Origin of the sequence: Mycobacterium saskatchewanense (genome assembly GCF_010729105.1) — a bacterium.
In the GTDB taxonomy this organism is placed as follows: domain Bacteria; phylum Actinomycetota; class Actinomycetes; order Mycobacteriales; family Mycobacteriaceae; genus Mycobacterium; species Mycobacterium saskatchewanense.
Genome location: NZ_AP022573.1, coordinates 4,879,546 through 4,897,077 on the forward strand (window position 1 = coordinate 4,879,546; position 17,532 = coordinate 4,897,077).

The window sequence follows — 17,532 nt, forward strand, 5'->3', positions numbered from 1 at the left end:
TCCTTCGTGAAATCGGCTGTAGTCATGTGACTACATCGGCTAGTGTAGACGTATGACTACAGGATCGGCAAGCGTTGCGCGCCGCAAGATCCCCACCGGCCGCGAGGAGGTGGCCGCGGCGATCCTGGAGGCGGCCACCGACCTGTTCGCCGAACGCGGCCCGGCCGCGACCTCGATCCGCGACATCGCCGCCCGCTCAAACGTCAACCACGGCCTGGTGTTCCGGCACTTCGGCACCAAGGAACAGCTGGTCGGCGCGGTGCTCGACCACCTCGGCGCCACCACCACCGCGCTGCTGGAAAGCGATCCGTCCGCGGCGGACGCCGAACGGGCACTGGACCGGCACCTGCGGGTGATGGCCCGCACACTGCTCGACGGCTACCCGGCCGGGCAGCTGCAGACGCGGTTCCCGGGCGCCGCGCAGCTGTTGGACCGCATCCGCGCGAGCCACCCCGACGAGCGCAGCGCCCGGCTGGCCGTCGCCAATGCCTTTGCGCTGCAGTTCGGTTGGCGGTTGTTCGCGCCGTTCCTGCGCTCGGCCGCCGGGCTCACCGACCTCACCGACGACGAACTGCGCGAGGCCGTGGCCGCCGAGGCGGCCAGGATCGTCCAGCCGCGCTGAACGTCACTGACGCCGGGCCAAAGCCCGACGGTGCAGCGGCTCGCGGCCCACGGGCTGCTCCGGGGGCGGTAGCAGCGCCTTGCGGGGGTGCAACTCGACGGTCGTCGGCGAATCGGTGCTCAGCGTCAGGTCCGCACCGGCGTGGCGAATGGTCAGCTCGCCGCCCGGCCCGTCGCGCACCGTATAGATGACCTGCGTGTGGTCGACGTCGACGGTCAGCCGGAAGTCGCGCCACCGCAGGCGGAACCGCAGTCGCGAAATGCCGTCCGGGAGTTGGGGATCCAGCGACAGGATGCCCTCGTCGTCGCGCAGGCCGCCGAATCCGCCGACCAGCGCCGTCCAGGCCCCGGCGAGCGACGCCATGTGCAACCCGTCGCGGGTGTTGTGGTGCAGGTCGCGCAGGTCGATCAGCCCGGCCTCGTAGGCGTAGTCGTGGGCCAGCTCCAGGTGACCGACCTCGGCGCACAGCACCGCCTGCGTGCAGGCGGACAGCGACGAGTCACGCACCATCCGCCGCTCGTAGTAGTCGACGTTGCGGGCCTTCTGCTCGGGGGTGAACGCGTGGCCCTGCCAGTGCATCGCCAGCACGAGGTCGGCCTGCTTGATCACCTGCGCGGGATAGAGCCGCACGTACGGGTCGTGCAACAGCAACGGGTAGGCGTGGTTCTCCTTGAAGTCCCACTCCGCGAGCGTCGTGAATCCCTCGCACTGTTGGTGGACCCCGAGGCCTTCGTCGTAGGGGATGTTGGCGGCGTCGGCCGCGTCGCGCCAGGCGGCCAGCTCCTCGGTGGTGACACCGAGCGCTTCGGCCTCCTCGTGGTGGCGGACGCAGGCGTCGGCGGCGACGCGCAGGTTCTGCGCGGCCATCAGGTTGGTGAACACGTTGTCGCGGACGATGGCCGTGTACTCGTCGGGCCCCGTGACGCCGTCGAGATGCCAGACGCCGTGCCGGTCGTGATGCCCGAGCGACAGCCACAGGCGGGCGGTCTCGACGAGCACGGTGAGGCAGTCCCGCTCCAGCGAATCGTCGCCGGTGACAATCCGGTACCGCTCGAAGGCCACCACGATGTCGGCGTTGATGTGCCAGGCCGCGGTGCCCGCCGGCCAGTAGGCCGAGCACTCCTGCCCGCGAATGGTCCGCCACGGGAAGGCGGCGCCGGCGAGGCCGAGTTCGCCGGCCCGCTCCTTGGCGAGATCCAGGGTCGACGCCCGCCAGCGCAGCGCGTCGGCGACCGTGTGCGGCGCCGTGTAGCTGAGCACCGGGAGCACGTAGCCTTCGGTGTCCCAGAAGGCGTGGCCGTCGTAGCCGGTCCCGGTGAGGCCCTTGGCGGGGATGGCCCGGCGTTCGGCGCGCGCGCTGGCCTGCAGCAGGTGGAACAGGCCGAACCGCACGGCCTGCTGCGATTCGGGGTCGCCGTCGACCTCGACGTCGGCGCTGTCCCAGAAGGAGTCGAGGTAGGTGCGTTGCGCGTCCAGCAGCCCTTGCCACCCGCTGTAGCGGGCGCTGTGGATCGCGGCGGCGGCCTGATCCCGCAGGGCCGGACGCGAGCGCATGCTCGACCAGCCGTACGCCAGGTATTTGACGATGCGCAGTTTTTGCCCCGCCCGCAGCCCACAGATCACTGTCGTGCGGGCCAGGTCGTCGCGGGCGTCGGTGCTGAACTCGACGCGGCCGGGGACGTCGATCTCGTGATCCATTGCGGCCGCCATCATCAGGGCGCTGCTGCGGGTCCGGTGCATGAGCAGCGCCCCGGTCTCGGTGTTCTCGTGGTCGACGGCCTCCAGCGGGTTATCCAGGATGGCCGCCACCCGCGGGTCGCCGGAGGTGTGCGGCTGGTCCTCGTTGGTGACCAGTTCGGACTGCACCGTCACGCGCACGAAGTCGTTGACCGCTTCCACCACGTACTCGATGGCCGCGACGCCGCGCTGGGTGAGCGACACCAGCCGGGTGGACACCACCCTGACCTGCTTACCGGCCGGCGAGCACCAGAGCGCCTCGCGGGTGAGCGTCCCCGCGCGCATGTCGAGGACGCGCTCGTGGGAGAGCAGCTGCCCGTAGCGGACGTCGAACGGCTCGTCCTCGACCAGCAGGCGGAGGATCTTGCCGTTGGTGACGTCGACGATCGTCTGGCCGGCCTCCGGATAGCCGTAGCCGGCCTCGGCGTAGGGCAGCGGCCGGATCTCGTAGAACGAGTTCAGGTAGGTGCCGGGCAGGCCGTACGGCTCACCCTCGTCGAGGTTGCCGCGCAGCCCGATGTGCCCGTTGGACAGGGCGAACAGCGATTCGGTCTGGGCCAGCAGGTTGAGGTCGAGTGCGGTCTCGCGGAAGTGCCACGGCTCGACGGGGAAGGATTCGTCGTCGATCATGACTGCAGCAGCTCGGCGAGGTCGGTCACCACCACGTCCGCGCCGTCGCGCCGCAGCTCCTCGGCCTGCCCCACCCGATCCACTCCCACCACGAAGCCGAAGTTACCGGCACGGCCGGCCTGCACGCCCGACAGCGCGTCCTCGAACACGGCCGCGGCCCCGGGCTCGACGCCGAGCAGTTCCGCCCCGCGCAGGTAGGAGTCGGGGGCCGGCTTGCCGGCGATGTGTTCGTCGCGCAGCGTGATGCCGTCGACCCGCTTCTGCACGTACCGGTCCAGGCCGGTGATCTGCAGGACGTCGCGGGTGTTGGCGCTCGAGGACACCACGCCGATCGCCAGCCCCGCTTCCGAGACGGCCTCCAGGTAGCGCCGCGACCCGTCGAACACCTCGACGCCGTCGTCGTGCAGCACCTTCTGGAACATCTCGTTCTTGCGGTTGCCGAGGCCGTAGACCGTGTCGGCGTCATCGGGATCGTCCGGGCTGCCGTCGGGAAGCTCGATGCCGCGGCTTTGCAGAAACGACCGGACGCCGTCCTCGCGCTTCTTCCCATCGACGTATTTGCGGTAGTCGGCCGCGGGATCGAAGGGGACGAATTCCGCGCCGGATTGCTCCGCCCGTTGCTTGAGGAACGCGTCGAACATGGCCTTCCACGCCTTGGTGTGGACGCTCGCGGTATCGGTCAGCACACCGTCGAGGTCGAACAGGCAGGCACGCACCTTCTCCGGCAGACCCAGCACGGTGGGACCTCGCTTCCTGGACTCTCGTTGACGGATTTTCCTGGGTGCGTACCCACTCCATCACGCGGGAATACCTGCCGCCACCGGACGGGGCCCGAGGTGTCGAATTGAAGGTGTCGGTCGCCGGGACCGCGGTTGCGATGGGGTGAAGAGGCGAGTTTTCGGGTGCGGTCGCCACAAATTTCCAACGTCTGATCATCGAAAGGGACGGTCGCGACGAGCCGACTGGCCGTATCCGGTGCCCACTACACTTGCGGCGTGGCGAAACCTGGTGACCCCGAAGCGGCCGGGCCCGTCAACCGGCCCGTGCTGGTTGTCGACTTCGGCGCCCAGTACGCGCAGTTGATCGCCCGCCGCGTGCGCGAGGCGCGGGTTTTCTCCGAGGTCGTTCCGCACACCGCGTCGATCGACGAGATCAAGGCCCGGGAGCCGGCGGCGCTGGTGCTCTCCGGGGGACCGTCCAGCGTCTATGAACCGGGCGCCCCGCAACTGGATCCGGCGGTGTTCGACCTCGGGGTGCCGGTGTTCGGCATCTGCTATGGGTTTCAGGCCATGGCGCAGGCGCTGGGCGGGACGGTCGCCCACACCGGCACCAGCGAGTACGGCCGCACCGAGCTGAAAGTGCTTGGCGGAGAGCTGCATTCGGGGCTGCCGAGCGTTCAGCCGGTCTGGATGAGCCACGGCGACGCGGTCACCGCCGCCCCGGAGGGGTTTGACGTGGTGGCCAGCAGCGCGGGCGCGGCGGTGGCGGGCTTCGAGAGCCGGGAGCGGCGCCTGGCCGGGGTGCAGTATCACCCCGAGGTGATGCACTCCCCGCACGGGCAGCAGGTGCTGAGCCGGTTCCTGCACGACTTCGCCAGGCTGGGCGCCGACTGGACGCCCGCCAACATCGCCGATGCCCTCGTCGAGCAGGTGCGCGCGCAGATCGGTAGTGGCCACGCGATCTGCGGGCTGTCCGGCGGCGTTGACTCGGCGGTGGCCGCCGCGCTGGTACAGCGCGCCATCGGTGACCGGTTGACCTGTGTGTTCGTCGACCACGGCCTGCTGCGCGCGGGCGAACGCGCGCAGGTGCAACGGGATTTCGTCGCGGCCACCGGCGCCAACCTGGTGACCGTCGACGCCGAGGAGACCTTCCTGGCCGCGCTGTCGGGGGTGACCAATCCCGAGGGCAAGCGCAAGATCATCGGTCGCCAGTTCATCCGGGCGTTCGAGGGTGCCGTGCGGGATGTGTTGAGCGGCACCGATGTTGAGTTCCTGGTGCAGGGCACGCTGTACCCGGACGTGGTGGAGTCCGGCGGGGGCAGCGGCACGGCCAACATCAAGAGCCATCACAACGTCGGCGGCCTGCCCGGCGATTTGAAGTTCAAGCTCGTCGAGCCGCTGCGGCTGCTGTTCAAGGACGAGGTGCGCGCCGTCGGGCGCGAGTTGGGGCTGCCGGAGGAAATCGTTGGGCGGCAGCCTTTTCCGGGCCCCGGGCTGGGCATCCGGATCGTCGGGGAGGTCACCGCGCAGCGGCTGGAGACGTTGCGGCGGGCCGACTCGATCGCCCGCGAGGAGCTGACCGCCGCCGGGCTGGACAACCAGATCTGGCAATGCCCGGTGGTGTTGCTGGCCGACGTCCGCTCGGTCGGCGTGCAGGGCGACAACCGCACCTACGGGCACCCGATCGTGCTGCGGCCGGTGTCGAGCGAGGACGCGATGACCGCCGACTGGACCCGGGTGCCCTACGAGGTGCTGGAGCGCATCTCGACGCGGATCACCAACGAGGTGGCCGAGGTCAACCGCGTGGTGCTCGACATCACCAGCAAGCCGCCCGGCACCATCGAATGGGAGTAGGCGCCCGGCCTACTCCACGAATTCGCTTCGTCCGTCGGCGATTGCGGCCGCATCCCAGTTGCCGCCGGCCTCCTCGACAAGCCGGCGGGCGACCTCGCGATCGCCTTCGCCGGCGACCAGGATCAGCGTGTGATCGGTCGTGGTGACGGATCCTCCGCGCAGGCGGGTACGGGCTGCGGGGTCGGCCGCCAGCGCGTCGCCGAGGCGGCCGGTGTCGATATCCGGCACGGTGATGAGGATCGCGTTGTCCTCCGGGGCCCGCGGCGGCAGGTAGTCGAAGGTCAACACGGATTCCTGATCGAACTGGCGGCGCAGTGCCTCGGCGGCGGCGTGCAGGGCGGACTCGTCGGCGCCGCACAGGTGGAATTCGCGCGACCGCTCGAAGGTCAGTCGCTGCAGCGCAGTGGACCAGTAGGCCCCGTCGAGCGGCGTCGATCCGGTCACTTCGACGCCATTGTGGCTGAGCGTCTCGTCGGCGTGTGACTCGAACAGGGGATCGGCGTTGGCGGTGATGAACAGCTCCGCCGGTTGGCAGGGCGCGGCCCGGCTCGGCGCTATTGAAGCCGCCATTGAAGCCATTGAAGCCATTGAAGCCATTGAAGCCATTGAAGCGCTACCAAAAAGCACCATCAGCCACACCAGCACCGAGCGCATAAAGCAGCCTCTCACGTTGCTTGACGCTTGTCGGAGGGCGGGTGTTTACTGCGTGTAGATCGAACATACTTTCGAAAATCGTGGATCGGGAGGCTTGTCATGACCGCGGCTATCGCCTCCGATCCTCGCCGGGAAAACCGCGCTGAGCAGCTGGAATCGCTTCGACGGCGGATGACCGAGATGTCCGGGCACATCGTCGCCGCCGCGGATGACCTGCTGCCCGATTCCGAGTCGCGGCTGGCGCTGCCGCGGTGGCTGGCGGATTCGCTGCCGATGTCGTTGCCGCGGGGAACGGTGGCAGTGCTGTCGGGCGCGCGGTCCCTGTTGCTGAGCATGGTGGCCGCGGTGACGGCGGCCGGGGGCAACGCGGCCATCGTCGGCCAGCCGGACCTCGGGCTGCTGGCCGCCGCGGAGATGGGGGCGGACCTGAGCCGGCTTGCGGTGATACCGGATCCCGGGACCGATCCCGTGGAGGTGGCGGCGGTGCTCGTCGACGGCATGGATCTGGTGGTGCTCGGCCTGGGCGGCCGGAACGTCCCGCAGAACCGGGCGCGCGCGGTGGTGGCGCGGGCCCGCAACAAGGGCTGCACGCTGCTGGTCATCGACGGCGACTGGGAGGGGGCGCCGACGCGGCTTGCCGCCCGGGTCTGCGGCTACGAGATCACGGCGGGTCGGCGGGACAAGCCGGCGCCCGGATTCGGACGGATCAGCCGGGTGCGGCTGGAGGTCAGCGGGTTGTGCGCGGGGCGGACGATCCACCGGGTGCGGGCCGGGTAGCCCCGATGGGTGTCAGGGCCTCGCGGGTGCTGGCGATCTGGTGCATGGACTGGCCCGCGGTCGCGGTGGCGGCGGCCACCGGCCGGCCCGTCACGACCCCGATCGCCGTCACGCTGGCCAACCGGGTGATCGCCTGTTCGGCGGCCGCCCGCGCGGTGGGGGTGCGACGGGGGCTGCGGCGCCGGGAGGCGGCGGCGCGTTGCCCGCAGCTGCACGTCGCGACCGCCGACACCGACCGCGACGCGCGCTTCTTCGAGGGGGTGGTGGCGGCGGTGGACGACCTGGTGCCCCGGGCCGAGGTGCTGCGGCCCGGCCTCCTGGTGTTGCCGGTGCGCGGGGCGGCCCGCTATTTCGGATCCGAGGAAAAGGCCGCCGAGCGGGTGATCGACGCGGTGGCCGTGAGTTCAGTGACCGGCGCCGAATGTCAGGCCGGCATCGCCGACCAGTTGTCCACCGCGGTCTTCGCCGCGCGGGCGGGCCGCATCGTGGAGCCGGGGGGCGACGCGAGGTTCCTGGCGGCGCTGTCCATCCGGCAGCTCGCCACCGAGCCAAGCCTGTCCGGTCCGGGGCGCGAAGAGCTGACGGATCTGTTGTGGCGGATGGGGATTCGCACGATCGGGCAATTCGCCGCGCTGTCGGCCACCGACGTGGCCTCCCGGTTCGGCGCCGACGGGGTGACCGCGCACCGGTTCGCCCGCGGCGAACCCGAGCGGGGACCGTCCGGGCGGGAGCCGCCGCCGGAACTCGAGGCCGTGCTGGACTGCGACCCGCCGATCGATCGCGTCGATGCCGCGGCGTTCGCGGCGCGATCGCTGGCGAGCTCGCTGCATCAGGCGCTGATGGCCGCCGGGGTGGGCTGCACCCGGCTGGCCATTCACGCCGTCACCGAGGGCGGCGAAGAGCTGCACCGGGTGTGGCGGTGCGCCGAGCCGCTGACCGAGGACGCCACCGCCGACCGGGTGCGCTGGCAGCTGGATGGGTGGCTGAGCAACCGCAAAGCCAGGGACCGCCCGTCGGCCCCGGTGACGCTGTTGCGACTGCAGGCGGTGGAGGTGGTGTCCGCCGAGGCGCTGCAGCTGCCATTGTGGGGTGGGCTCGGCGAGGAGGACAGGCTGCGGGCCCGCCGAGCGCTGGTGCGGGTGCAGGGCCTGCTCGGCCCGGAGGCGGTGCAGGTGCCGGTGCTGTCCGGCGGTCGCGGGCCGGCCGAGCGCATCACGCTGACTCCGCTGGGTGACGAGCCGGTTCCGCCGGCCGATCCGGACCTGCCGTGGCCCGGTCGGCTGCCCGCGCCGTCGCCGGCTGTGCTGCTCGATGACCCGGTGGAATTGCTTGACTCACAAGGGAATCCGGTAAAGGTGACCGGCCGCGGTATGTTCTCCGCCGATCCCGCGAGCCTGACCGTTCGCGGCCGGGGCGAACCGCTGAGCTGGTGGGCCGGACCGTGGCCGGTCGACGAGCGGTGGTGGGATCCCGACGTGGGGAAGGGCCGCACCGCCCGCGCCCAGGTCCTGCTGGAAAGCGAGCGCGCGCTGCTGCTCTGCTATCGCCAGCGGCGCTGGTACCTCGAGGGCAGCTACGAGTGACCGCGGCGTTGATCGGGCACAGAGCAGCAAGGCTGCCGAACGCCATGACGTTCGGCCCTAGTGGCCTCTCCGCACGCGTCGCACGGTTGTCGTATGACTGGTGTGCGGGAGACCGCGGGCGCCGCGGTCGTGGGAACGGCGGCCGCGGTGGCGTACCGCCGCATCCTGGTGCCCCGCCTCATGGCGTGGGGGGCGACCGATGACGAGGTTGCCGGCCCCTTTCCCGGTGGCGACCTTGTTCCAGGGGGCGAGCGGGGAGCCACCATGGCCGTCACCATCGAGGCCGCCGCCGAGCAGGTATGGCCGTGGCTGGTCCAGATGGGTTGGGACCGTGGCGGCTTCTACTCCTGGGACCTCCTCGACAACGCGGGCCGTCGTAGCGCCCGGCGGGTTCACCCGGAGTGGCAGGATCTCGGCGTCGGGGATCGTCTGAAGTGCCTCGGCCTCGGGTCTTATGCGGTTGCAACCCTGGAGCCGAACCGGTTTTTGGGGCTCTACTGGCTGGGTGATCTGCGGGGCAAGCCGCTCGATTCGCGTCAGCCGCGGCCCGCCGCCTATATGGAGGGACTCTGGGGTTTCCGCCTGACCGAGCTGGCGGGCCACCGCACCCGCCTGGTCATCGGCGGCTATCAGGCCGCCCGCCCCAGGTGGTTCGAGCGGCTGATGTACGGGTGGGTCTTTCCCGTAGTGGTGTGGGTCATGCAGGCGCGCATGCTGGCCGTGCTGAAGCGCAACATCGAGCGGACGGCCCCTGCGCTGGCCGGAGCAACGGTCGAGACGACCTCATGAGCTCACCCGATCGGCGAGGCGCCCGACCCGGTCGATGAACCGGTCGAAGAACTCGGCCGGTTCAACCTCAACCCCGATGAGCGCGTTGGGTTTCCGGCTTCCCGACCAATCGGCGGTCGTCGTCCCGCGGGCCGGCGTGTCCGCCAGCTCGACGTCGACCGTCGCGGCCCGGGCGGGGATCAGCCGCGGGTCGAGTGCCACCGCGGCAGCCAGCGGATCGTGCATGAAGGCGACGTGACCGTGTCCCCGGTCTTCGTGGGATTCGAAGTAGAACCGCATTGCCCCCGCGATCACCTCCATCAATTGCGACTCACCCACCCGTTCTGCCAGCCGCGCCAGGATGGCCGGCGTCATCGCGACGCGCCGGGTAAGGTCCAGCCCGCAGACGATCGGAAGTTGTTGCCGCCCGGCCCAACCGGCGAAGACCTCGCTCGCGGCCTCGGGGTCGACCCGGATGTTCCATTCCGCCATGGGATTCGCGGTGCCGCCGAACGCGCCACCCATGATCACCAGCCGGCGCAGCAGCGTGGGCAGTGCGGGCTCGGCGCGCAGGGCCAGCGCCAGGTTCGTCAGCGGACCGGTGACCAGGCCGGTCAGCGTCCCGGGATGGGCCCGAGCCGCGTCGATCCACGCCGCGGTGGCGTCGTGAGTGGCGACCCGCCGGTCGATCGGGGGCAGCTCGGCGTATCCCAAACCGCCGGGGCCGTGGAACTTCGAGTGCTGGGGCCACCGGCCGCACAGCGGGTCGTCGGCCCCCCTGGACACCGGAATGGCTGCGGCGCGGCACAATTCGAGTAAACCGAGGTTGTTGGCGCAGACCTGCTCGACGGCGATGTTGCCGCCGGTCGAGGCGATCCCGACCACGTCGGCGTCCGGGCTGCCCAGCAGGTACATCAACGCCAGCGCGTCGTCGATGCCCGTGTCGGCGTCGACGAAGATCGCGCTCACGGCCAGGCGGACGCGAACGTGGTGACGAGGACGTCGCGCTGTGCCGGGCCGGAGCCGTCGATCGGACGGACCGGCGAAACGCCGTGCAGGGTGCGGCGGTCGTCGCCTAAGAGCAGCGTCCCGGGCTCGGCCAGGGTCGCCGTCAGCACCGTCCGACCGTCGGCGTCGCACACCAGGCTCTCGCCGCCGATCGCGTTGCGCCGCCCGATCAACAGGGAGCTGACCAGCGTGACACCGTCCCGGTGCAGCCCCTCGGGGGTCGGCACGCCGTCGCCGAAACCGGACCTGCCCGGCGAGGATCGGGTGCGGAACAGATGGACCTTGACGTTCCACTCGGCGGCCTCGTCGAGCGGCTCCACGGCATGGGCCACCCGGGCCAGCAGCTTCACCACCGCGGGCAGCAGCGGGTCCTCGCTGAACTCGTCGGTCGGCGGCGCGAAGATCCGGTCCTTGCCGATGTAGAGCGGATTGGAGTCGTGCGGCTGCGCGAACACGCCGGGGGGCATCGGCCGCATGATCCCGTCACGAAATGCGTACTGGCCGTAGCGGCGTAGCCGGGTGACCCCCAGATCCGCGGCGTAGGGGTCCGGCGCCAGGCGCTCCCAATGCCGGGCGAACCGCGTCCATTCCTCCCGGCCGACGCCCAGGCTGCGCGTCACGTCGAACGAGGGCATCAGGCATACGCCCGTCGTGGCGACGAGCTGGGCCGCCGCGGCCACCGGGTCGGCGTCGGTCCGGTTGTCGCAAACGATCACGGCGCCGGAATACCGCAATCGGCTCCGCGTGAAACGTTCACCAATGCACCCCGGGCACCATGCGAACCAGGCGCTTGAACGGCCGGGGTGTCCGGAAGCCGCGGGCGACGGCACGGGCGGGACGGCTCGGCGTGCGGCGCGCCGGGGATGCGGCGGCGGGCAGCCCACGGGCCGCGGCCGAGTCGGGGTAGCCCAGATAGAGCTGGTGCAGGATGCGCCGCGAGGTCTTCGGTGCGACGTAATTGCCGACCTCGGCGAGCGTGCCCAACGGGGTGTCGATGCGCGCCGGCTTCTCGATCAGGCCCCGCACCACCATGGCCGCCGCCCGCTCGGCGCTGATCGCGGGCACCGGGTTGAGCCGGTGCGACGGCACGATCATCGGCGTCGCGACCAGCGGCATGTGGATGTTCGTGAACGTTATGTGGTCGGACAGCGTCTCGGACGCCACCACGTCGGCGAACGCGTCGAGCGCCGCCTTGGTCGGCAGGTACGAGCTGTACTTGGGGTTGCGCGCCTGCACGCCCGCGCTGGAGACGTTGACGACGTGCCCGAACCGGCGCTCGCGCCAATGGGGCAGTAGCGCCAGCACCATCCGGACCGCGCCGAAGTAGTTGACCGCCATGACACGTTCGTAGTCGTGCAGCCGGTCGGTGGAATTGACCACCGAGCGGCGGATCGACCGGCCGGCGTTGTTCACCAGGTAGTCGACATGGTCGAAGCGGCCCAGGATGTCCTTGACGGTGGCCTCGACCGACGTCGAGTCGGTGACGTCACAGGTGAAGGCGTGCGCGTCGCCGCCGGCGGCGCGGATCTCGGCCACCAGCTCGTCCAGCGCGTCGGCGCTGCGGGCGAGCGCGAACACCGTGGCCCCCCTCTCCGCGATGGCGATGGCCGACGCCCGGCCGATGCCGCTGGAGGCGCCGGTGACGATGACGTGCCGGCCGCGCAGCGGTCCCGCCGGGTCGTCGCGGCGGGCGCGATCGGGATCGAGGTGCTCGGCCCAGTACCGCCACAGCCGGGGGGCGTAGGCGGCGAAGTCGGGGACCTCGATGCCGGTGCCGCGCAGCGCCTTTCGGGTCTCGTCGCTGACGAACGTCGGCATGAGGTCGACCACGTCGAAAATCTCGGCGGGTATTCCGAGCTGGGTGGCGGCCATGTTGCGCAGCACCCGCGCGCGCCCGCGCGCCTTCAGCACCGGGGCGGCCACCGATCCCGGCAGCGACCCGCGCAGCGGCGGCAGCCCGGCCGTCTTCGCGACGCCGCGGTAGATGCCGCGCAATCCGATGGTCTTCGGTGCCGTGAGGTGAAAGGTGCGCCCGTCCGAGCCGTCGGCGTGCATGAGCTCGACCAGCGCGGCGACGACGTAGTCGACCGGGACGATGTTGGTGCGCCCGGTGTCGGGCAGCAGCATGGGTGTCAACGACGGCAGCGCCGCCAGCTTGGCCAGCACGCCGAAGAAGTAGTACGGGCCGTCGACCTTGTCCATCTCGCCCGTGTGCGAATCGCCGACCACGACCGCCGGCCGGTAGACGCGGTAGCGCAGCCCGGGCGCCGACCGCACCAGCGCCTCGGCCTCGAACTTCGTCCGGTGGTACGGGGTCGGCAGCCGCTGGCCCACGTCGAAGTCATCCTCGGTGTACTCACCGGCGAAGTCGCCGGCGACGGCGATCGACGAGACGTGGTGCAGCGTCGCGTCGAGGCGCCGCGCCAGGTCGACGACGGCCCGGGTGCCCTCGACGTTGGTGGCGCGCTGCTCGGCCTCGCCGGCGGTGATGTCGTAGACGGCGGCGCAGTGCACGACGTGGTCCACCCGCCCCTCGGGGCCGCCCAGCTCGGCGAGCGTCTCGTCGTTCACCGTCAGACCCGGCAGCTCGCCGACCAGCGGCTTGACCCGGTCGCCCCAGTCGACGGCCAGTCGTTCGAAGCGGCCCAGGGACGGGCGGCGGACGAGGACGTGCACCTCGGCGCCGGGCCGGGTGTCCAGCAGGCGGGACACGACCCGGCGCCCGATAAACCCGGTACCGCCGGTAACGATATAGCGCATCCAGCCATCGTCGCGGCTGGCGGCCGCCCGGTCAACCGTCCCCGCGGCGGGTCAGCTGTCGAAGTTGCGGATGCCGTCCCATTCGACCAGCGTCCAGCCGGTCGCCGGGTTGCCGTTGATCACCACGCGGCCGACGTTGGGCAGCGGGTGGCTGCTGGCCAGGGTGTCCCTGGCGTTTCTCGCGTTCAGCAGGGTCCAGTACTCGATGGCGAACTTGTGCGAGAACACCACCGGCTTGCTGTGGCCGCTGTTGTAGACCTTGTTGACGGCGGCGGTGAACTGTTGGTTGAACTCCTTGCCGGAGATCGACCCCGGAATGCTGTCCTGCAGGTCGCCGTTGAGCCAGTCCGCGGGCGCGAGCAGGTATGTCGACGGGGACATCGAGACCGGCTTGCCTTCGAACCAGCCGGCGTTGATCTCCTGGATGCCCTGCAGCACCTCGACCTGTTTGCCGAGTTCGGCGGCCAGCGGCGCCGCGGTCTGCTGGGTCCGCGTCATGGTGGAGGCGTAGACGGCGTCGAAATCGTGCCGGGCGTGCGCCAGCTGCTGGGCCTCGCCCTGGCCGGTGGGGCTGAGGCCCGGGCCCGGAACGGAGGTGTCGAGGGTGCCGCTGGCGTTGGCCTCCGACTCCGCATGCCGGATGAATGTCACCGTGATGCTGCGCACCTGAGGCGATCCGCCGCAGGCGCCGACGACGACCGCCGCGGCGAGCACGGCCAGTCCCTTGAATGCCTTCCCGCTCCTGCTCCCCTTGCGCATGGCGATAGCCTGCCCTGCGGAGGGCGTCGCTGGGAAGGGTTTGCGATGGTTGCGTCGGAGAAAATGCTTGGAAGGAGACCCCATGGCCATTGACCCGAGCGCCGTCGGCGCCGTCACGGAGCCGATGTTGTTCGAATGGACGGACCGGGAGACGCTGCTTTACGCGCTCGGTGTCGGCGCCGGGCTCGACGACCTGTCGTTCACCACGGAGAACAGCCACGGCATCACCCAGCAGGTGTTGCCGACGTACGCGGTGATCTGCTGCCCGGCGTTCGGGGCGGCGGGCAAGGTCGGCTCGTTCAACTGGGCCATGCTGCTGCACGGGTCGCAGGCCGTCCGGTTGCACGCGCCGCTGCCGCCGGCGGGGAAGCTGTCGGTGGTCTCCGAGGTCGCCGACATCCAGGACAAGGGGGAGGGCAAGAACGCGATCCTGATGCTGCGCGGCCGCGGCACCGACCCGGACTCCGGGGAACTCGTCGCCGAGACGCTCACCACGCTGGTGATCCGGGGCGAGGGCGGGTTCGGCGGCCAGCCGGGCCAGCGTCCGGTGGCGCCGGAGTTCCCCGACCGCGAGCCCGACGCCCGCGTCCCGCTGCCCACCCGCGAGGACCAGGCGCTGATCTACCGGCTGTCCGGTGACCGCAACCCGCTGCACAGCGACCCGTGGTTCGCCCGGGAAATGGCCGGGTTCCCCAAGCCGATCCTGCACGGCCTGTGCAGCTACGGCGTCGCGGGCCGCGCGCTGGTCGCCGAGCTCGGCCAGGGGGTGGCGGCCAACGTCACCTCGATCGCCGCGCGGTTCAGCTCGCCGGTGTTCCCCGGCGAGACGCTGACGACGCTGATCTGGCGCACCGAACCGGGCAAGGCGGTCTTCCGCACGGAGGCTTCTGCCGCCGACGGTTCCGATGCGCGCGTGGTGCTCGACGACGGGGCGGTGGAGTACGTGCAGGGCTGAGCGTCAGGCCGCGCTGAGCTGGCGCGCCAGCCGGTCGGTGAACTCGGCGGCCTGCGCCGGGTTGTCCAGCGCGAACTGCGCCGCGGTGGCCCGGTCGCCGTCGTCGGTGTGCCGCACGACAATCGGCACGCCGACGACGGGTCCCGCGCGCACCGCGTCGAACGCGTCCTCGTCGGTGATGTCGTCGCCCAGATAGATCGGCACCAGCAAGCCGGCGGTGTCCTGCGTCAGGTGGTCCATCACCCAGCGCAGCGTCTTTCCCTTGTCCCAGTCGATGTCGGGGCGCAGCTCGATGACCTCGCGGCCGGTGGTCACCCGAAGTTGGTCGCGGCGGCCGGCCGCGCGGACCGCCGCCGCCACTTCGCCGACCCGGTCGCGGGCGGCGTTGCGATAGTGCACGGCGACGCCGAAACGCTTGTGCTCCACCACGATTCCCGGGATCGAGCCAAGCCGCTCACGCAGCTCGGCGGCCGCCTGTTCCAGCACCGGGATGGCGGCCGCGGCGGCCTCGTTCTGGTGGTGCGTCCCGTCGGGCGCGGTCAGCTCGAAGCCGTGGCTGCCGGCGTACCAGATGCCCGGGAGGCCGACGCGCCTGGTCACGTCGGCGAGGTCGCGGCCGGACAGCACCGCGACCGGGCACTGCGCGGCCAGCCGCCGCAGAGCCTCGCCCGCCCCGGCGACGAGCGTCGCCGCGTCGGGATCGTTAACGATGTCGGACAGCGTGCCGTCGAAGTCGTAGAACACCGCCGGATGCCCGCCCCCCAGGCCCTCGGCATGCAACGCGTCCGGGAGCTGCGACATCCGCCGGTTCCCGGTCCGCACGGTGACTTCGTTCAGGTCGGTGACGACCTCGTCGGCGCCGGCGGCTTCCAGCGCCTTCCGGCGCCCCGGGCGGCCGACGCCGATCACCAGCGCGAACCCGCCGTCGCGCGCGGCGCCGACCCCGGACGCATCGGTCGCGGCGACGGCGCATCGGCCCGGCCGGACGTTCAGTTCGGCGGCCGCTTGCACCGGGCCGCCGGCGACCGCGGTGAACAGTTCGCCCGCCGATGCGAGGGCGGCCCGGCATTCCGGATCCGCCGAGAACACCCCGGCGCCGACCCCGGCCTGGCGCAAACGCCGGGCGAGTGCCAGCGCGGAATCGACCGCGCCGCCCCCGGGCGACACCACGGCGCCGGGGTCGAACAGCACCGCGTCATGGCGGCGCGCATCGATGGTGACCGGGCCGGATTTGCGCACGCCCCACCTTCTCACGGGGCTCGACGGTGCCGGGGTCGGGTCAGCGACGCGCCTGCCCCGACGCGGACGGATGCCCCGCCAGTCGCGCGCGCTCCCGGAGCGCGCGCCTGCGCCGGTGTTCGTCGCCGAACAGCAGCACCGAGTCCTGGCTCAGCGCGACCAGCCGCTCCATGCCCAGTTCGATCCCGGCCACCAACTGCTTGACGTCGTAGGGGGCGTCGTCATCGGCCGTGATGCCGAACACCAGCTCGTCGCCGTAACTGAGCACGGCGACGCCGGTGGTCAGCTGCGCGGCCGTCGGTGGGATGGGCAGCAGGCGCTCCATCGTCCGGCCCATCAGCCTCAGCTGCCGGCGGGGTCCCGGCGCGCTGGTTGCCAGGCTCACGATGCCGCGCTGGGGCAGGCGCGCAAGCAGCTGGAAAAGGTTGGTCCGCAACGGGTTCGGTATCAAGTTGAGCGCCGATTCCAGGATTCCGCCCGGTTCTGGCAGGCCGGTTTCGCTCGCCCGCCGCCGGCGGTGCACGCTGCGCAGCCGCTGCACCGGGTCGTCGTGCTCGACGGGTAGGTGCGACAACATCGCCGATTGCGTCGGCCCTGCCCGCAGGGGCGCCAGGGTGCGCAGCGAATCCGCGCGCGGCTGTTCGCCGCGGCCAAGCAGCGCCGCCCGGAAGCCCTCGGTGAGGGCGGCCAGCGCCACGTCGTCGGCGGTCACGCCGAACTTGCGGCAGACGGTGTCGACGTCGGCGATCGGCACCCGCACCGAGCGGTAGCGGCGCGGGGTGGCTCCGCCACGAGCCCCGGCGGCCCGGGGGCCCGGCCACATGGGCAGCGCGGCACCGGCGAGCGCGCCGGTCAGCGCGGAGGCGCGCCGCAGCGCGACGAGGGCCGGCGTCCAGCCCGGTGTCTCCCTCGTCGGGGCCGAAACCGGTTTCGGGGCAACGTCATCGAACGCTTCGCCGTCGGCGTCGTCGCACAGGCGGGCGAGCAGGTGCGCCGCGGAGTGGCCGTCGGCCAGGCAGTGGTGCACCTTCAGGACGATGGCCCACCGATTGCCGCGCAGGCCCTGAATCACCCAGCACTCCCACGGTGGCCGGCTCAGGTCCAGGGGGCGTTCGAGGGCCCGCGCCACGGCCCGGGACAGTTCGGCGTCACCGCCGGGGCGGGCGACGGCCGCGTGGTGCAGGTGGTCGGTCAGGGCGAAGTTCGGGTGGTCTACCCAGTCGAGATCCGGCGCCCGCAGCAGCTGCGCGTAGTGCGGTATCGAGGTAACCCGTTCGGCCAGAAGGCGTTTGAGTTCCTCCGGGCGGGGGATGGCGCCGTCGACGATCGCGACCGCCCCGATCGCCAGGCTCGCGCGCTGGTCGGGGTCGTGGGCCCGCAGGAACGCCGTGTCGAGGGTCCTCAGCTGTGCCATGCCCAGCCCCCCGCTGTCGCTTTTCGCACCCGTACCAGTATCTGGTAACGAGG

General features: G+C 71.3%; 15 protein-coding genes. 6 read left to right on the forward strand and 9 right to left on the reverse strand.

Annotation, left to right across the window (positions count from 1 at the left end):
- Positions 1-52: 52 nt before the first annotated feature.
- Positions 53-622: a TetR/AcrR family transcriptional regulator gene (locus G6N56_RS23110; protein WP_085255593.1), complete on the forward strand. Its 570-nt coding sequence runs from the start codon at positions 53-55 to the stop codon at positions 620-622.
- A 3-nt stretch (positions 623-625) separates the two neighbouring features.
- Here the strand turns inward: G6N56_RS23110 and G6N56_RS23115 are convergent, their stop codons facing one another.
- Both G6N56_RS23115 and G6N56_RS23120 read right to left on the reverse strand, forming a co-directional pair.
- Positions 626-2,989: a glycoside hydrolase family 65 protein gene (locus tag G6N56_RS23115; RefSeq protein WP_085255594.1), complete on the reverse strand. Its 2,364-nt coding sequence runs from the start codon at positions 2,987-2,989 to the stop codon at positions 626-628.
- Complete coding sequence (locus G6N56_RS23120) at positions 2,986-3,762, reverse strand: beta-phosphoglucomutase family hydrolase (protein ID WP_232069385.1); 777 nt, start codon at positions 3,760-3,762, stop codon at positions 2,986-2,988. Before G6N56_RS23120 ends, G6N56_RS23115 begins: the two co-directional genes overlap by 4 nt.
- A gap of 222 nt (positions 3,763-3,984) precedes the next feature.
- On the opposite strand from G6N56_RS23120, the gene guaA reads away from it, so the two are divergent.
- Positions 3,985-5,562: a glutamine-hydrolyzing GMP synthase gene (gene guaA, locus G6N56_RS23125; RefSeq protein WP_142280584.1), complete on the forward strand. Its 1,578-nt coding sequence runs from the start codon at positions 3,985-3,987 to the stop codon at positions 5,560-5,562.
- Between the two features lie 9 nt (positions 5,563-5,571).
- Here guaA and G6N56_RS23130 read toward each other — a convergent pair whose 3' ends face one another.
- On the reverse strand, positions 5,572-6,216 hold the full coding sequence (locus G6N56_RS23130) for a hypothetical protein (protein ID WP_211287386.1): 645 nt from the start codon (positions 6,214-6,216) through the stop codon (positions 5,572-5,574).
- A 99-nt stretch (positions 6,217-6,315) separates the two neighbouring features.
- On the opposite strand from G6N56_RS23130, the gene G6N56_RS23135 reads away from it, so the two are divergent.
- From G6N56_RS23135 to G6N56_RS23145, 3 genes are all read left to right on the forward strand, one after another.
- Positions 6,316-6,993 (forward strand): DnaE2-dependent mutagenesis accessory factor ImuA', encoded by a 678-nt coding sequence (locus G6N56_RS23135; RefSeq protein ID WP_085255598.1) that lies wholly within the window; start codon positions 6,316-6,318, stop codon positions 6,991-6,993.
- A 5-nt stretch (positions 6,994-6,998) separates the two neighbouring features.
- Positions 6,999-8,576, forward strand: a complete 1,578-nt coding sequence (locus tag G6N56_RS23140) for a DNA polymerase Y family protein (protein ID WP_180150397.1) — start codon at positions 6,999-7,001, stop codon at positions 8,574-8,576.
- 93 nt (positions 8,577-8,669) lie between these two features.
- Positions 8,670-9,365, forward strand: a complete 696-nt coding sequence (locus tag G6N56_RS23145) for a hypothetical protein (protein WP_142280587.1) — start codon at positions 8,670-8,672, stop codon at positions 9,363-9,365.
- Here the strand turns inward: G6N56_RS23145 and G6N56_RS23150 are convergent.
- From G6N56_RS23150 to G6N56_RS23165, 4 genes are all read right to left on the reverse strand, one after another.
- Positions 9,360-10,313 (reverse strand): nucleoside hydrolase, encoded by a 954-nt coding sequence (locus tag G6N56_RS23150; protein ID WP_085255599.1) that lies wholly within the window; start codon positions 10,311-10,313, stop codon positions 9,360-9,362. The genes G6N56_RS23145 and G6N56_RS23150 overlap by 6 nt on opposite strands.
- Complete coding sequence (locus tag G6N56_RS23155) at positions 10,310-10,987, reverse strand: 2OG-Fe dioxygenase family protein (protein ID WP_085255626.1); 678 nt, start codon at positions 10,985-10,987, stop codon at positions 10,310-10,312. The genes G6N56_RS23150 and G6N56_RS23155 overlap by 4 nt, the downstream gene beginning before the upstream one ends.
- A 118-nt stretch (positions 10,988-11,105) precedes the next feature.
- The gene (locus G6N56_RS23160; RefSeq protein WP_085255600.1) at positions 11,106-13,112 is read right to left on the reverse strand and encodes an SDR family oxidoreductase; all 2,007 of its coding nucleotides are present in this window, start codon (positions 13,110-13,112) and stop codon (positions 11,106-11,108) included.
- A gap of 51 nt (positions 13,113-13,163) precedes the next feature.
- Complete coding sequence (locus G6N56_RS23165) at positions 13,164-13,871, reverse strand: histidine phosphatase family protein (protein WP_085255601.1); 708 nt, start codon at positions 13,869-13,871, stop codon at positions 13,164-13,166.
- Between the two features lie 82 nt (positions 13,872-13,953).
- On the opposite strand from G6N56_RS23165, the gene G6N56_RS23170 reads away from it, so the two are divergent.
- Positions 13,954-14,826 (forward strand): MaoC family dehydratase, encoded by an 873-nt coding sequence (locus G6N56_RS23170; RefSeq protein WP_085255602.1) that lies wholly within the window; start codon positions 13,954-13,956, stop codon positions 14,824-14,826.
- Positions 14,827-14,829: 3 nt separating this feature from the next.
- Here the strand turns inward: G6N56_RS23170 and otsB are convergent, their stop codons facing one another.
- Both otsB and G6N56_RS23180 read right to left on the reverse strand, forming a co-directional pair.
- Positions 14,830-16,065, reverse strand: coding sequence for a trehalose-phosphatase (gene otsB, locus G6N56_RS23175; RefSeq protein WP_085255603.1), 1,236 nt, complete (start codon positions 16,063-16,065; stop codon positions 14,830-14,832).
- 40 nt (positions 16,066-16,105) lie between these two features.
- The gene (locus tag G6N56_RS23180; RefSeq protein ID WP_085255604.1) at positions 16,106-17,479 is read right to left on the reverse strand and encodes a wax ester/triacylglycerol synthase domain-containing protein; all 1,374 of its coding nucleotides are present in this window, start codon (positions 17,477-17,479) and stop codon (positions 16,106-16,108) included.
- Between the last annotated feature and the right edge of the window lie 53 nt (positions 17,480-17,532).

Excerpts from the sequence above, each read along its gene's own strand:
- G6N56_RS23110 (WP_085255593.1), top strand. The coding sequence starts at position 53 with ATGACTACAGGATCGGCAAGCGTTGCGCGCCGCAAGATCCCCACCGGC.
- G6N56_RS23115 (WP_085255594.1), bottom strand. The coding sequence starts at position 2,989 with ATGATCGACGACGAATCCTTCCCCGTCGAGCCGTGGCACTTCCGCGAG.
- G6N56_RS23130 (WP_211287386.1), bottom strand. The coding sequence starts at position 6,216 with ATGCGCTCGGTGCTGGTGTGGCTGATGGTGCTTTTTGGTAGCGCTTCA.
- G6N56_RS23135 (WP_085255598.1), top strand. The coding sequence starts at position 6,316 with ATGACCGCGGCTATCGCCTCCGATCCTCGCCGGGAAAACCGCGCTGAG.
- G6N56_RS23140 (WP_180150397.1), top strand. The coding sequence starts at position 6,999 with ATGGGTGTCAGGGCCTCGCGGGTGCTGGCGATCTGGTGCATGGACTGG.
- G6N56_RS23145 (WP_142280587.1), top strand. The coding sequence starts at position 8,670 with ATGACTGGTGTGCGGGAGACCGCGGGCGCCGCGGTCGTGGGAACGGCG.
- G6N56_RS23155 (WP_085255626.1), bottom strand. The coding sequence starts at position 10,987 with ATGCCCTCGTTCGACGTGACGCGCAGCCTGGGCGTCGGCCGGGAGGAA.
- G6N56_RS23160 (WP_085255600.1), bottom strand. The coding sequence starts at position 13,112 with ATGCGCTATATCGTTACCGGCGGTACCGGGTTTATCGGGCGCCGGGTC.
- G6N56_RS23165 (WP_085255601.1), bottom strand. The coding sequence starts at position 13,871 with ATGCGCAAGGGGAGCAGGAGCGGGAAGGCATTCAAGGGACTGGCCGTG.
- G6N56_RS23170 (WP_085255602.1), top strand. The coding sequence starts at position 13,954 with ATGGCCATTGACCCGAGCGCCGTCGGCGCCGTCACGGAGCCGATGTTG.
- G6N56_RS23180 (WP_085255604.1), bottom strand. The coding sequence starts at position 17,479 with ATGGCACAGCTGAGGACCCTCGACACGGCGTTCCTGCGGGCCCACGAC.